12 protein-coding genes and 1 tRNA gene are annotated in these 14,111 nt (G+C 60.7%); 8 read left to right on the top strand and 5 right to left on the bottom strand.

Annotation, left to right across the window (positions count from 1 at the left end):
* Positions 1 to 217 precede the first annotated feature (217 nt).
* On the bottom strand, positions 218 to 1,132 hold the full coding sequence (locus PR017_RS13730; RefSeq protein WP_111219960.1) for a peptidylprolyl isomerase: 915 nt from the start codon (positions 1,130 to 1,132) through the stop codon (positions 218 to 220).
* Positions 1,133 to 1,377: 245 nt separating this feature from the next.
* On the opposite strand from PR017_RS13730, the gene secA reads away from it, so the two are divergent.
* The 3 genes from secA to PR017_RS13745 all read left to right on the top strand — a co-directional run bounded on the left by secA (position 1,378) and on the right by PR017_RS13745 (position 6,990).
* On the top strand, positions 1,378 to 4,110 hold the full coding sequence (secA, locus tag PR017_RS13735) for a preprotein translocase subunit SecA (RefSeq protein WP_111219958.1): 2,733 nt from the start codon (positions 1,378 to 1,380) through the stop codon (positions 4,108 to 4,110).
* A 190-nt stretch (positions 4,111 to 4,300) separates the two neighbouring features.
* Positions 4,301 to 5,716, top strand: coding sequence for a lipopolysaccharide biosynthesis protein (locus PR017_RS13740; protein ID WP_111220057.1), 1,416 nt, complete (start codon positions 4,301 to 4,303; stop codon positions 5,714 to 5,716).
* Positions 5,716 to 6,990 carry a GNAT family N-acetyltransferase gene (locus tag PR017_RS13745; protein WP_425069999.1) on the top strand — a complete coding sequence of 425 codons (1,275 nt, stop codon included), beginning with the start codon at positions 5,716 to 5,718 and terminating at the stop codon, positions 6,988 to 6,990. The genes PR017_RS13740 and PR017_RS13745 overlap by 1 nt, the downstream gene beginning before the upstream one ends.
* A 29-nt stretch (positions 6,991 to 7,019) precedes the next feature.
* On the opposite strand, the gene PR017_RS13750 is transcribed toward PR017_RS13745, so the two are convergent.
* Positions 7,020 to 7,397 carry a nuclear transport factor 2 family protein gene (locus tag PR017_RS13750; protein WP_111219956.1) on the bottom strand — a complete coding sequence of 126 codons (378 nt, stop codon included), beginning with the start codon at positions 7,395 to 7,397 and terminating at the stop codon, positions 7,020 to 7,022.
* Between the two features lie 125 nt (positions 7,398 to 7,522).
* On the opposite strand from PR017_RS13750, the gene PR017_RS13755 reads away from it, so the two are divergent.
* Positions 7,523 to 7,984, top strand: a complete 462-nt coding sequence (locus PR017_RS13755) for a MarR family winged helix-turn-helix transcriptional regulator (RefSeq protein WP_111219954.1) — start codon at positions 7,523 to 7,525, stop codon at positions 7,982 to 7,984.
* Positions 7,985 to 8,087: 103 nt separating this feature from the next.
* On the opposite strand, the gene PR017_RS13760 is transcribed toward PR017_RS13755, so the two are convergent.
* On the bottom strand, positions 8,088 to 8,516 hold the full coding sequence (locus tag PR017_RS13760; RefSeq protein WP_133255586.1) for a hypothetical protein: 429 nt from the start codon (positions 8,514 to 8,516) through the stop codon (positions 8,088 to 8,090).
* Between the two features lie 346 nt (positions 8,517 to 8,862).
* Here PR017_RS13760 and PR017_RS13765 point away from each other — a divergent pair, with 346 nt between their 5' ends.
* Complete coding sequence (locus PR017_RS13765; RefSeq protein WP_111219950.1) at positions 8,863 to 9,843, top strand: aldo/keto reductase; 981 nt, start codon at positions 8,863 to 8,865, stop codon at positions 9,841 to 9,843.
* A 223-nt stretch (positions 9,844 to 10,066) separates the two neighbouring features.
* The gene (locus PR017_RS13770) at positions 10,067 to 10,858 is read left to right on the top strand and encodes a class I SAM-dependent methyltransferase (protein ID WP_111220053.1); all 792 of its coding nucleotides are present in this window, start codon (positions 10,067 to 10,069) and stop codon (positions 10,856 to 10,858) included.
* Positions 10,859 to 10,873: 15 nt separating this feature from the next.
* Here PR017_RS13770 and PR017_RS13775 read toward each other — a convergent pair whose 3' ends face one another.
* A complete protein-coding gene (locus PR017_RS13775) occupies positions 10,874 to 11,443 on the bottom strand; it encodes a TetR/AcrR family transcriptional regulator (protein ID WP_111219948.1) in 570 nt (189 codons plus the stop codon).
* Between the two features lie 187 nt (positions 11,444 to 11,630).
* Between PR017_RS13775 and PR017_RS13780 the strand changes: the two genes are divergently transcribed.
* Together PR017_RS13780 and PR017_RS13785 are read left to right on the top strand one after the other, a co-directional pair.
* Positions 11,631 to 12,929, top strand: a complete 1,299-nt coding sequence (locus tag PR017_RS13780; RefSeq protein ID WP_111219946.1) for an MFS transporter — start codon at positions 11,631 to 11,633, stop codon at positions 12,927 to 12,929.
* Between the two features lie 140 nt (positions 12,930 to 13,069).
* A tRNA-Leu gene (locus tag PR017_RS13785) sits at positions 13,070 to 13,154 on the top strand.
* Between the two features lie 151 nt (positions 13,155 to 13,305).
* On the opposite strand, the gene PR017_RS13790 is transcribed toward PR017_RS13785, so the two are convergent.
* A complete protein-coding gene (locus tag PR017_RS13790; protein WP_133255585.1) occupies positions 13,306 to 13,995 on the bottom strand; it encodes a hypothetical protein in 690 nt (229 codons plus the stop codon).
* Positions 13,996 to 14,111 lie beyond the last annotated feature (116 nt).

Raw genomic sequence — 14,111 nt, forward strand, 5'->3', positions numbered from 1 at the left:
TCACAGGAATCCAGCCACCGCGCGTCTGCGCGGTAAAAGGAGTCTTCTGCGTTCGCGTTCGCGGACGTGAACGCACCGGATCCCCCGCCACGAGGGCGAGGATGAGGGAAGGAGAATTCCCGTCACAATCACCCTTTGAACGAAGGATATCACGGCTTCGCTCTTCATCAAAAATCAGGGCCCGGATGAACCGAGCCCCGATCGTACTGTTGCTGCCTTACGGCTTCGGCGCGTCTGCGGCCGGCGCGTCAGCTGCGTCGGGAGTGGCAGGTGCCGCATCCGGCTGCTGCTGCTGCTTGTCCGCATCGGCATAGGCCTTGGCCAGAGCCGGATCGGAGATCTCGACCTTGGAAGCTGCCTTGGCAGTCTTCAGCAGTTCAAGATACTTGTCACGCATGACGAGCTGCTTGACCTGGTCCTTGACCTGGTCGAACGGCGGAGGAGGCGCATCGCGCTTGTCTTCGACCTTGATGACGTGATAGCCGAAATCGGTCTTCACAGGTGTCTTCGAATAGGTGCCGACCGGCATCGAGAAGGCTGCGTCGTCGAATTCCTTGACCATGCGGCCGCGCTGGAAATAGCCGAGATCGCCACCGTCGGACTTGTTTGGATCCGTCGACTTTTCCTTCGCCACTTCAGCGAAATCCTTGCCGGCATCAAGTTCCTTGATGACTTCCTTGGCTTCATCCTCGGTCTTCACCAGGATGTGGCGGGCGTGCACTTCTTCCTGTTTCGGGAGGGCTGCGACTTCCTTGTCGTAGCGTGCCTTGACTTCGGCGTCCGTCACGACGTCGACGACGTGCTTCTTGAAGTAGGCATTGTGCAGTTCGCGGTCCTGGAGATAGGCCATGCGGGTCTTGAAATCAGGGGTGTCCTGCAGCTTTTCGGCAAGCGCATCCTTGGCCAGAAGCTTGACGTCGATGGCGGCCGAAAGTGCAGCAACCTTCTTCTGGTCGTCTGGCAGCTGGGCCAGCTGCGGGTCGAGGTTGGAGATGGCGAGATCAAGCTCGGACTGGTGGATCTCGAGGTCGCCTACCTTGGCAACGACGGCGTCTGCAGCAAAGGCCGGGGCCTGGAAAGCAACGATCGCCGCAAAGGCGACAGCTGCAGCAAGTTTATGGTATCGCGACATGAAATTACCCTTTTGAAGTTCCCACCGGCTTCAGCATGCGCGAATCCGGCCTGAAAGTAGCCTTCACCATCAGAATGTGGCCTTTGTGTATCGGCCAATCCCGTTGACATCAATCGACCCCCCTCTTATCTGTCACACAACCTTGCGTCCAGAACAGTTTCCGGCCGTTTCGGGTCAATCGGCCGATTTTTTCGGGACGGCGATTGCAGAAACGGCGGGATGTAAATTCAGAAAGGGCCAGTCATATGGTCAGCTTTGGTGGAATTGCCCGAAAGTTGTTTGGCTCGTCCAACGAGCGGCGCGTGCGCGTATTCACGCCGAATGTTGCGGCAATCAACGCGCTCGAAGAGGATATGCGCAAGCTGTCCGACGAAGAGCTTGCCGGTAAGACGGTAGAGTTCCGCCAGCAGATCGCCGACGGGAAGAAGCTGGACGACCTTCTGGTCCCGGCATTCGCCGTCGCCCGCGAGGCATCGCGCCGCGTGCTCGGCATGCGCCCCTTCGACGTGCAGTTGATCGGCGGCATGATCCTGCATTCCAACGCCATCGCCGAGATGAAGACGGGCGAAGGCAAGACGCTCGTCGGCACGCTGCCTGTCTATCTGAATGCGCTGCTCGGCAAGGGCGTGCATGTCGTCACCGTCAACGACTACCTCGCCCAGCGCGATAGCGCGACCATGGCGCGGCTCTACAGCTTTCTCGGCCTCACCACCGGCGTGATTGTTCACGGCATGTCGGACGAGGAGCGCAAGGAGGCCTACGCCTGCGACATCACCTACGCCACCAACAATGAGCTCGGTTTCGACTATCTGCGCGACAACATGAAATACGAGCGCGCCCAGATGGTCCAGCGCGATCATTATTACGCCATCGTCGACGAGGTCGACTCGATCCTGGTCGATGAAGCCCGCACCCCGCTGATCATCTCCGGGCCGCTCGACGACCGCTCGGACCTCTACACCACCATCGACGCCTTCATTCCGCAGCTTTCCGAAGAAGACTACGAAATCGACGAGAAGCAGCGCTCGGCCAATTTCTCCGAAGTCGGCACAGAGAAGCTCGAAAATCTCCTGCGCGATGCCGGCCTACTGAAGGGCAATGCGCTTTACGACATCGAGAACGTGGCGATCGTCCACCACATCAACAACGCGCTGAAAGCCTACAAGCTGTTCAGCCGTGACAAGGACTACATCGTCCGCAACGACGAAGTCGTGATCATCGACGAATTCACCGGCCGCATGATGCCGGGCCGTCGTTATTCGGACGGTCAGCACCAGGCGCTTGAAGCCAAGGAGCGGGTCAAGATCCAGCCGGAAAACCAGACGCTGGCGCAGATCACCTTCCAGAACTATTTCCGCATGTACGACAAGCTCGCCGGCATGACCGGGACGGCGCAGACGGAAGCCGAGGAGTTCGGCAACATCTACAATCTTGAAGTCATCGAAGTGCCGACCAACCTGCCGATCAAGCGCATCGACCAGGACGACGAGGTCTACCGGACGTTCGAGGAAAAATTCAACGCCATCACCGCCGATATCATCGAGGCGCACAATCGCGGCCAACCGGTGCTGGTCGGCACCACCTCGATCGAGAAGTCGGAACTGCTTGCCGAACGGATGCGCAGCCAGGGCTTCACCAAGTTCCATATCCTGAACGCCCGCTACCACGAGCAGGAAGCCTATATCGTCGCCCAGGCCGGCGTTCCCGGTGGCGTCACCATCGCCACCAACATGGCCGGACGCGGCACCGACATCCAGCTCGGCGGCAACCTCGACATGCGCGTCGAGCGCGAGCTCGGCGAGATGGAGCCAGGCCCTGAAAAGGACGCCGCCATCCAGGCGATTGCAGCCGAGATCAAGGTGCTGAAGCAGCAGGCCATCGACGCCGGTGGCCTCTATGTCATCGCCACCGAGCGCCACGAAAGCCGCCGCATCGACAACCAGCTGCGCGGCCGTTCCGGACGCCAGGGCGACCCCGGCCGCTCGAAGTTCTACCTATCGCTCCAGGACGATCTGATGCGCATCTTCGGCTCCGACCGAATGGACGGCATGCTGCAGAAGCTCGGCCTGAAAGAGGGCGAGGCAATTGTCCACCCCTGGATCAACAAGGCCCTGGAACGCGCCCAGAAAAAAGTCGAAGCCCGCAACTTCGACATCCGCAAGAACCTCCTGAAGTATGACGACGTGCTCAACGATCAGCGCAAGGTGATCTTCGAACAGCGCGTCGAACTGATGGAAGCGACGAATATCTCCGAGACCATCGCCGACATGCGCCACGAGGCCATCGAGGAACTGGTTGCCAAGCACATCCCCGAGCGCGCCTATGCCGAGCAGTGGGACATGGCCGGCCTCAAGGTCGAGATCGCCAACCTGCTCGATCTGGACCTGCCCGTCGAGGAGTGGGCCAAGGAAGAAGGCATCGGCGAGGACGACATCCGCGAACGCCTGACCGAGATCGCCGACAAGGCTGCTGCAGAAAAGGCGGAGCGTTTCGGCCCCGAGATCATGCACTATGTAGAACGCTCGATCATCCTGCAGACGCTGGATGGCCTCTGGCGCGAGCACATCGTCAATCTCGACCACCTGCGCTCGGTCGTCGGTTTCCGTGGCTATGCCCAGCGAGACCCGCTGCAGGAATACAAGTCGGAATCGTTCGAGCTTTTCCAGTCGCTGCTCAACAACCTGCGCCAGGCCGTCACTGCACAGCTGTCGCGCGTCGAGCTTGTGCAGCAGCCACGCGAACCGGAACCGATGCTGATGGAAGCCCATCACATCGACGCGACGACGGGAGAAGACGAATTCGCCCGCCTTCAGCCTCCGACAGACGTTGTCGTGCCGCCTGAAAACCGCGATCCGGACAACCCCGCCACTTGGGGCCGTGTTGGCCGCAACGAGCTTTGCCCTTGCGGCTCTGGCCGTAAGTACAAGCATTGCCACGGCACCTTCGAATCCCAGCCGGACGAGGCGACGATCGTCTGACACCGGAATGCCGCCCACGGGCGGCATTTTCACATCGAGACAGTTGTTTTCGCCACAACCTTTCCTTGTTTTCGCCTCATGCTAACCAACGCAATTGGGGAAAAACGGCGGCACGCTGCACTGTTTCTTAACCCTGTCAGGGTGAGAATGATGATCGTCTAAAACGGTATCCCGAGTATTGCGTGTGATCATGCCTGTCGTTGAAACAGCAGAAAAAATGCTGCCTGTGGACGTGCGGACAAAACTGTCCTCGGCGCTGCGGCAGCTGGCTGCTGTTCTGTCCGGCCGTGGCGAAAAAGATGCTTCCCGCCGCATGGCGATGGTCGCCTTTATCATCCGCATTCTCAGTGCGGCCCTCGCCTTCGTCTCGCAGATCATCCTCGCCCGCACCATGGGCGAGTTCGAATACGGGATCTTCGTTTTCGTCTGGGTGCTGGTGGTGATCGTCGGCAACCTCTCCTGCATCGGCTTCCACACCGCTGTCATCCGCTTTCTCCCGCAATACAAAGTCTCCGGCGACGATGCGCTGATCCGCGGCCTCACCCGCACGTCGCGCCGCTTTGCGCTGGCATCGTCCGGGGGACTTGCGCTGGCCGGCATGATCGCGCTGCACTTCGGCGCCGGCTTGATTGCGCCCTATTACGCCATCCCGCTTTTCCTCGGATTGCTGATCATGCCGCTGATCGCGCTCGGCGACGTTCTCGACGGCACGTCGCGCGCCAATCACTGGCCCGTCATGGCGCTCAGCCCGACCTTCCTCGTCCGCCCGACGCTGATCCTCGTCTTCATGGTCGGCGCTGTCATCCTCGGTGCCCCCCACAGTGCTGTGACGGCCGCCGAGGCGGCGCTCGCGGCCACCTTCGTAACGACGCTCGGTCAATATCTGGCCGTCACCATCCGGCTGCGTCGCCATGTTCCGGCTGGCCCCGGAGAAATCCGCTTTTCGACCTGGATGGCGGTCGCCTTTCCGATCTTCCTGATCGAGGGCGTTGGCTATCTCCTCACCAATTCGGATGTGATCGTCGTCGGCCTGTTCCTTGATCCGGAACAGGTAGCGATCTACTTTGCTGCGGCAAAGACCATGGCGCTGGTGCATTTCGTCTACTTCTCCGTCAAGGCTGCGGCCGGCCCCCGGTTTTCGGCGATCATTGCGGAGGGCGACCGGGCGAAGCTTGCCGCCTTTGCCACGGAGGCGACCCGCTGGGCATTCTGGCCGGCGCTGGTCGTCGGTCTCTGCGTGCTGGCAGCCGGCAGCGAGTTGCTGTCGCTGTTCGGCGCGGCGTTTACGGCAGGCCAGGTCGTCATGGCGATCCTCCTTGCCGGCATCCTGGCCAAGGCGCTGGTCGGGCCCGGCGAGGTCCTCCTGATGATGGCAGGCCATCAACGCCTGTGTGCTGCGCTTTACGGCATTGCGCTGGCCGCAAATGTCTGTCTCAATGTGGGACTAATACCGCGCCTCGGAATCGAGGGCGCGGCCATCGCTACGGCCTCGGCCATGGGCGTCGAGGCTGTATTGCTGCATCTGGCGGTTCGCTGGAAGCTCGGTATCGTGCTGTTCGCCTTTGCCCGACCAACCAGAACAATGATTGTGAAGGCATTCCCCTGATGGCGCGTCCCCCGCTCAACGATGTCACCGACGGCAAGGTCAATCCGATGATGCACGAGCTCGCTTCGCTGCACTTCGACAACCTGCCGCGCCCGGACGCCCGCACCGATGTCGGCCGCCCCGGCCGCGAGCTATGTATTTACCCGGCTAAGCTTGGCTACGACCTGCAGGACGAACTCGATTTCCTTTCTAACCGCGCCATGGAGCCGAACGTCTTTTTCTCGGCCCGCTTCCTGGCGCCAGCCATGCCCCGCATCGATGAACGGCAAATCCGCATGGCGCTCATCCGCGACAACAAGAGCACGAGCAGCCGGATGCGCTTGCTCATGCCGTTTTCCGTCGACAAGCCGGGCTTTGCCGTCGGTCCGTCGATCATCCGAGTCTGGGCCAACAATTTCGGCCCGCTCGGCACGCCGCTGGTGGATGGCGAAGAGGCGGCGGAAACGCTCGACAACCTGTTCGAAGGCCTGCTCCAGCACGCGCTGCAGCTGCCGACGACGCTGGTGCTGCCGGACGTCAGGCTGAACGGCCCCTTTGTCCGCCTGGCGAAAGCGGTTGCCATCGGCCGCAACCTGCCGGTCACCGTTGCCAACGCCTACGAGCGGCCGATGCTGCAAAGCACCGAGGACGCGCTGGATTATCTGGCGGCGGCGATTTCACCCGCTCATCTGAGGGAAATGCGCCGTCAGTGGCGGCAGCTCGAGAGCCTCGGCGAACTCGTCTACAACGTCGCCCGCCAACCGTCCGATATCCACCGTCGGATGGAGGAATTCATGGCTCTGGAAGCCGGCGGCTGGAAGGGCAAGAAGCGCAGCGCCATGGTGCTCGACCGCCATCACGCGGCCTTTGCCCGCGAGGCGATCTCCAATCTCGCTAGCGTCGACGCCGTCCGTATCCATACCATCGACCTCGACGGCAAGGCCATTGCCTCGATGATCGTGCTGATGATGGGCGGCGAGGCCTACACATGGAAAACCGCGTTCAACGAGGACTACGCGCGCTATTCTCCCGGCAAGCTGCTGATGGGCGAGCTCACCGAATTCCAGCTGGACGACCCCAACACCGTCCGCTCCGACTCCTGCGCCGTTGCCGATCATCCGATCATGAGCCGTTTCTGGCGGGAACGCGAAGAGATGGGCACGCTGGTCATCGGCCTCACCCAGAACAGCGACCGCGACGTCCGCCAGGCCGCCGCACAACTGCACATGTATCGCAGCACCCGCAACATGGCCAAGGCCCTGCGCGATCGGATCTTGTCGCTGACAAGGCGGTAAGCAGCGGGCGCGACGACGTCATAAACCGCTCAAACATCGTCCTGAATATCGAAGCGGATTACCTTGCCGCTTTCGATCCGGAAAATGTGCATTACAGTCTTGTCCTTGAGACCATGCGTTTGCCCCTGGAGCGGCTGGCCGTCGAGATCGAACACCGACTGGATCACCTCGACTGCAACGGCACCATTTTCCTGCTCCGAAAATTTCAGGGGCTCGACATGCGGGCTGACGACGGCCCATTGGGCTGTCCAATAGGCGCGCAGCCCATCGTGACCGTGGACGTGACCCCCATTCATGCCGTTGGCCCAGGCAACGTCCCCGGCAAGCTTTCCAAGGACACCGTCGATATCCCGGGCGTTGAAACGATCGTAAAGGCCCCTGATCAGGTCGGCGTTGTTGTCTGACATCGTCATTTCCCCCGGAACGGTTTGAAGTGCTTGCCGGGCTCGTCAATCGATGTTGCCGGCAGCCCACTGAAGAGATATATACGTGCATATATATTTGGGTCAAGCAAGGTCGGGAAATGAACGACATGGATGAAAACGTACTGTCGACGCCGGGGCATCTCATCGGTCTTGCGGCGCGCGCCTTCGCGCGGCTGAGCGAAACGCGGCTGAAACCGCTCGGCTTCGGCGTCGGCCATTTGCCGGTGCTGGTGGCACTGCGTGATGGCAAGGCGCACACCCAGCGCGACCTCGCCCGCTTCGCCAGGATAGAACAACCGCCGATGGCGCAAATGCTGGCGCGCATGGAGCGCGACGGCTTGATCGAACGCACCCGCGACCCGGCGGACGGGCGAAGCAGCCAGATCGTGCTGACGAGCGACGCGCAAAAGCGGATGCCCGAGGCCATCGAGACGCTGCATCAGGGAAACCGCGAGGCTCTGGCAGGCTTCACCCCGGCAGAAACCGCACAATTCGTCCATCTGCTGACCCGGCTCATCGAAAACCTGAACCAAATCACCAACCGCGCCCCCCCGTCGGGGACGATGTAGGTTTGGGTTGAGCGTCATGCCTTCAGAGCGCAAAAGCTTTCGCTGTCAAAAAGCGACGTCCGTCGGGACGACGAACCGAGCGAGAGTGCGCGACGAGACTTGCCTATTTGGACTGTTGCTTGTCGATGCATGAGACGATTGCAGGCCCGGCAGTCGTTGATCCCCGGGCGGTAAGAAGCTGTGGCTTATCGCTTATCCCGTCGGAGATGGCGATCTGTTTCTTGGCTGCGGCAAAAGCCTTTACGAACTCCTTTGCCTGCTCACCTTTTATCTGCGTTTGGGAAATCGCTAGGTTGTCTCCTACCGCGCCAACCTCGCCTTCAGCATCGAACAGAAACTTGCCATCGAATGCGAATTTCAAAGTTGGCTTGAAGGCCTCAAGTCGAGCATCGTACGTGAAACCGGGAATGGATCGGATGGTCAGCCCTTCTTTCGCACTGTCACAGAGCAACATGACGCCGGATCGAAACGACGTCATGAATCCTACTGATACGCTGTCGCCACCGGAAAATGGATCGGCCTCCTTGTCCACCGACCACTCCCGGAAGCCGGCTTGGCTTACACCCGCCAAAGCCAAAAATACAACTCCAGCAATACAGCATAGCTTATACACTTTATTCCCCCGAATTATGCGTTCGTTCAGCGATGTTCGATCCAAGATAAAAAATCAATCTTTAATTTAAAAGAATTGCAGATGCTTCCAGGGAGAGAGTTTTTAGCGTCTTGACCGAACCTATTGATGCTGGCTTGGAGCTGGATCCATGTCGTCAATTCTGCGTGACCCCCCTATCCCCTGACAGCCTTGCGGCCTAGCTTCTGCAGCAACGGTGGGCGTTGCCAGATCATTGGGCCCATTCACGCACCGTAGGAGTAACTCCATGGACTATGTCAAATTCGGCCCGACGGGCCTCGAGGTATCGCGCATCTGTCTCGGCTGCATGACCTATGGCGAGCCGGACCGGGGCAACCATGCGTGGACCATGAGCGAGGAGGCCAGCCGCCCTCTGCTGCGCCAGGCGGTCGAACTCGGGATCAATTTCTGGGATACGGCCAACGCCTATTCGGACGGCAGTTCGGAAGAGATCGTCGGACGGGCCATCAAGGATTTCTCCCGGCGCGAGGATATCGTGCTGGCGACAAAGGTGTTCAACCGCATGCGGCCGGGTCCGAACGGCGCCGGCCTGTCGCGCAAGGCAATCTTCGACGAGATCGACAACAGCCTGCGCCGGCTTGGCACCGATTATGTCGATCTCTACCAGATCCACCGTTTCGACCATGTCACGCCCATCGAGGAAACGCTGGAGGCGCTGCACGATGTGGTGAAGGCCGGCAAGGCCCGCTATATCGGCGCCTCTTCGATGCACGCCTGGGAATTCGCCAAGGCCGTCTACATCTCGCGGCTGCACGGCTGGACCCAATTTGTCAGCATGCAGGATCACCTCAACCTGCTTTACCGCGAGGAGGAGCGCGAGATGCTGCCCTTCTGCGAGGACCAGAAGATCGCCGTTATCCCCTGGAGCCCGCTGGCCCGCGGTCGCCTCACCCGCGACTGGAACGAGAGCACCTCCCGCCAAGAGAGCGACCAGTTCGGCAAGACGCTCTATAACCAGGCGGTCGAGAGCGACAGGCAGATCATCGATGCCGTCGGCGCACTCGCCACGGCACGCGGCGTCTCCCGCGCCCAGATCGGCATCGCCTGGATCGCCCAGAAGAGCGCAGTCACCGCGCCCATCGTCGGCGCTTCCAAGCCGCACCACCTGACCGACGCCGTTGCAGCCCTTTCGGTGAAGCTGACGGCGGAAGAAATCGCCGCACTGGAAGCACCCTACGTGCCGCGCGGTATTGCCGGGTTCGAGTGATATATCTTCGGCATGACCGCGCTTGTTCCCGTGTCAGCTCCGCTGGGAATTCCAGCAAGGCGAGGGGGATAAGCGCGGTTTAGCAAAGAAATAATTGGCTTAGCCCGAGTCAAGGTCTCTCCGGCAAAGGCCACCTGCCCGCTCTAGGGCAAATGTGATGAGACGCCAGATGGCGATCGGCTATAGGATCGTGCGTCCTGTCCCGGCATCCGAGGATTCCCCCATGTCCACCGTCCCCTTCGAGGCCCGCCGCTTTCAGTCCACGGCCGAGTATTATCTGCGCTACCGCGTTCCCTATCCGGACACGCTGATTGCCCGCGTCGCCAACCGCTGCGGCCTGCAGATCGGCGATCCGCTGCTCGATCTCGGCTGTGGACCGGCCCAACTCGGCATCGCCTTTGCTCACCTGGGCGCCAGGGTGACAGCGATGGATCCGGAGCCGGAGATGCTGTCTGCCGCGACAGAAGGCGCCCGGAAAGCCGGCGTCGAGATGACCGTGCGGCAGGGTTCGTCCTACGACCTTGGCCCGGATATCGGTCCCCTCAAGCTGGCGGTGATGGGCCGCTCCTTCCACTGGATGGATCGGCCTGCGACGCTGGAAGCGCTCGACCGGCTGATCGTGCCGGGCGGCGCCGTCGTGCTGTTCCACGCCACCCATCTCGCCATGGTCCCGGACGGACGCAAGATCATCCAGCAGCTTGGCGAAAAATTCTCGCCGGAGCGCAGCGCCGACAGCGCCATCCGGCAGAGCAGCGAATGGCCGCGGCACGAAAGCATCCTGCTCCGCTCCGTCTTCAACAATCTCGAGAGCATCGGTATCATTCGCGAGCGCCACATCGGCATCGATGACCTCGTCGGCCGCGCTCTTTCCATGTCCACCACCTCGCCCCAGGCGCTCGGCGAAGAAGCTGCTGCCTTCGAGGCAGCCGCGCGTACCGCGCTGACGGAGGCTGCACCCGATGGCAAATTTACCGAGATCGTCGAATCGACCGCCCTGCTTGCCTTTCGCGATTGACCGGCAAGAGCAAAACTAGACCTGCTGGCGAGACAGTTGCCGGTGGGTCGCCGTCAGAAACTCGTCGGCCATCGCCCCGTCCTCCATGGTGCGCGCCAGGATAACCGCGCCCATCATCGCGGCAAGCGTGGCCAGCGCATTGGCGCGACGCGCCTCTGGCGTCTCTCCGGCAACAATCTCGGCCAGCACATCGACCAGATCCGTCAGCCCGCCTGAAAAGGTCGATTGCAAGCCTGCGCCCTGGCGGCTGACCTCCTGCGTCAGCGAGGCGAAGACGCAGGCGCGGCTCTGCAGATTACGGCGCGACAGGTAGTGCTGCAGCAAGGCCTCCAGCGGATCGCCCTCGGCTGTCTCGACGATCTGCCGCCAGCGATCCCGGGTCTTTTCGACCAGTACCCTGCTTGCCTCGAAGGCCAGCTTCTCCTTCGATTCGAAGTGCCCGTAGAAACCGCCATGGGTCAGCCCCGCAGCCTTCATGATGTCGGCCACGCCGATCCCGTCGAAACCCTTCTCGCGAAACAGGTCGCAGGCAGCTTCCAGGATCAGGGCCCGGTTTTCAGCGAATTTTTCGCGGCTCACGCGCATCGGCCTGCCTCATCGAAATCGTTGCTTGACAATTTACATGACGACCATCATCAATGCAAGATACATGATGCCCGTCATCTAAAGGCCAAGTTGCAGCCTTGCTGGACTTTGCCTCGGAGACGGGTGAAATTGTCGCAGACCCGGTCGCGACGCGAATGCTTCGACCACCGATCACTGGAACAGTCCCATGGTTTCCACTGCCCTAGCCTCGACGCTTGCCCGCCGCAACATCCACTACGGATGGGTGGTGGTGGGTGCCACTTTCCTCACTATGCTGGTCACCGCCGGCGCCATGGGCGCGCCGGGAGTCCTCATCAAGCCGCTGCAGGACGAGTTCGGCTGGAGCACATCGTCGATATCCTCGGCGCTGGCCATCCGCCTTCTGCTGTTCGGACTGATGGGGCCCTTTGCCGCCGCCTTCATGAACCGCTTCGGCGTGCGCAACGTCATAATTTTCGCGCTTGTCACCGTTGCCATCGGCTTCATCGGCTCGCTCTACATGACGCAGCTGTGGCAGCTGCTGCTCTTCTGGGGGATCATCGTCGGCTTCGGCACGGGGCTGACGGCGATGGTGCTGGCAGCAACGGTCTCGGCCCGCTGGTTCACCAAGAATCGCGGCCTCGTGGTTGGCATGCTGTCGGCGAGCTCGGCCACCGGCCAGCTGGTCTTCCTGCCGCTGATGGCGGAGCTGACCCAGCGCTACGGCTGGCGCAGCACCGTCGTCTTCGTCTGCGCCATGCTCGCTGTCGCGGCTCTGGTCGTCATGGCGCTGATGCGCGACCGCCCGGCCGACCTCGGCCTGCCGGTCTTCGGCGAGGAAACGGTGACGCCCGTACCGAAGATCGACAAGAGCCTCGCTGCCATGCTGATGTCGCCGCTGCTGGTGCTGAAGGAGGTCTCGCGGAGCTCGACCTTCTGGATCCTGTTCACCACCTTCTTCATCTGCGGGCTCAGCACAAACGGGCTGATCCAGACGCATTTCGTCACCCTCTGTGGCGACTACGGCATCCTGCCTGTCGCAGCCGCCAGCGTGCTCGCCGTCATGGGGATCTTCGATTTCTTCGGCACCATCGGCTCGGGCTGGCTGTCCGACCGCTTCGACAATCGCTGGCTGCTGTTCTGGTATTACGGCCTGCGCGGCCTCGCCCTGCTGTTCCTGCCATTCAGCCAGTTCGGTTTCTACGGCCTGTCGATCTTCGCGGTCTTCTACGGACTGGACTGGATTGCCACCGTGCCGCCGACGGTCAAGATCGCCGCCGACCGATTTGGCCCGGAAAAGGCCGGCATGGTGTTCGGCTGGGTCTTTACCGGCCATCAGCTGGGCGCTGCCACTGCCGCCTTCGGCGCCGGCCTTTCGCGCACCGAACTCGACAGCTACCTGCCCGCATTCTTCGTCGCCGGCGCCTTCTGCCTGCTGGCCGCTATCCTGGCGATCACGCTGAGCAAACCCGGCATCACGCTCCGCCGCGCAGCCGCTGCCCACTGACACCCACCGCCACCGGCGTTTGCCCGGGCCCGCAAGCCCTGCCGGCAAACGCCCACCGACGGAAATTGCCTATGAGCCCCCGCGCCGTCTTGCGCCTGCGCCCACTCGCATGTTAGACACCCGCCTCGTCGGTATCCGTTGCCCCATTGGCGGAATTGGTAGACGCGCTCGACTCAAAATCGAGTTTCGCAAGAAGTGCTGGTTCGACTCCGGCATGGGGCACCACGGACTACCCGAGACCTACTAGAAACACTGAAATCATTAAGCTAATTCGTCCTACGGGTACTTAGAGAGGTATGGAAGCGGCGCTTCTGAAGGATAAGCTTTCGGCGATGCGGGCATCCCTTGGGACATGACTGCCGTTGGGCTTTTCAATTCAACGCAAATCGCCATCAGCGGCCCAAATTCCTAAGAACGGTAACTCCAACGTGTAATGCTTAGGTGTTGCAGCGCTCGAAAGCGCATAATCAAAGTCCTGCTCTACTGTCCGAGCATGATACATCTGACCAGTTGCGCTGTAATTTCTTCGAGTACTTAGAAGCTTTCCTGTCTCGGTTGAAACCCAAAGTTCAATAGGCACCATAGCCCCTTCGCTAGTTGACCAAGCTGAATAGTGAATTTTTCCTCCAGTGGTGGACTGTCGCACACACACATGAAATGCTGAGAGGGAAGACAGCGGCAACGAAAGTTCATGGCGGCCCCACTCGCCGCTGGGTCGTTGCAAAAACAATACGTTGTCGACAATCCTAACTTCCTCTCTGATAACGTGGAATTTTTCGTCATTGGCAGCTTTTATCCTGTAACTAAAACGAGGCGTGCTGAAAGTTGCTAGAAACGCGTCACTGACCTCAGTGCAAATATCAGCTACAGGCTTTGGTTGAACTTGGGCGGACGACGAAGGCACGGCGTCCTCTGCATTTGCGCCGACAGTGGAGACAGGTTGCACTGCGACGAGGACAACTACCGCGAACAAGGTCGCTTTCAGTCTAGCGGTGCATCGTATTGCCATTGTCACTTCCTCAAATAAAAACGAGGATACACTCCATGCGCTTTTAACATGGAGCATAAGTGCCTCCGCGACGTCATTGGCGACTGCCTGCCAAGATGATATCTGGCGCGTTCATCTCGTCGAAGGGCGTACCAATGGACTGCCCTTAGAATCCGCAGGATCTAAAGGCAATA

The sequence above is a fragment of the Rhizobium tumorigenes genome (assembly GCF_003240565.2).
GTDB classification, from domain to species: domain Bacteria; phylum Pseudomonadota; class Alphaproteobacteria; order Rhizobiales; family Rhizobiaceae; genus Rhizobium; species Rhizobium tumorigenes.

Excerpts from the sequence above, each read along its gene's own strand:
- PR017_RS13755 (WP_111219954.1), top strand. The coding sequence starts at position 7,523 with ATGGATGAAAACGTACTGTCGACGCCGGGGCATCTCATCGGTCTTGCG.
- PR017_RS13770 (WP_111220053.1), top strand. The coding sequence starts at position 10,067 with ATGTCCACCGTCCCCTTCGAGGCCCGCCGCTTTCAGTCCACGGCCGAG.
- PR017_RS13750 (WP_111219956.1), bottom strand. The coding sequence starts at position 7,397 with ATGTCAGACAACAACGCCGACCTGATCAGGGGCCTTTACGATCGTTTC.
- PR017_RS13775 (WP_111219948.1), bottom strand. The coding sequence starts at position 11,443 with ATGCGCGTGAGCCGCGAAAAATTCGCTGAAAACCGGGCCCTGATCCTG.
- PR017_RS13730 (WP_111219960.1), bottom strand. The coding sequence starts at position 1,132 with ATGTCGCGATACCATAAACTTGCTGCAGCTGTCGCCTTTGCGGCGATC.
- PR017_RS13745 (WP_425069999.1), top strand. The coding sequence starts at position 5,716 with ATGGCGCGTCCCCCGCTCAACGATGTCACCGACGGCAAGGTCAATCCG.
- PR017_RS13780 (WP_111219946.1), top strand. The coding sequence starts at position 11,631 with ATGGTTTCCACTGCCCTAGCCTCGACGCTTGCCCGCCGCAACATCCAC.
- secA (WP_111219958.1), top strand. The coding sequence starts at position 1,378 with ATGGTCAGCTTTGGTGGAATTGCCCGAAAGTTGTTTGGCTCGTCCAAC.
- PR017_RS13740 (WP_111220057.1), top strand. The coding sequence starts at position 4,301 with ATGCCTGTCGTTGAAACAGCAGAAAAAATGCTGCCTGTGGACGTGCGG.
- PR017_RS13790 (WP_133255585.1), bottom strand. The coding sequence starts at position 13,995 with ATGCTCCATGTTAAAAGCGCATGGAGTGTATCCTCGTTTTTATTTGAG.
- PR017_RS13765 (WP_111219950.1), top strand. The coding sequence starts at position 8,863 with ATGGACTATGTCAAATTCGGCCCGACGGGCCTCGAGGTATCGCGCATC.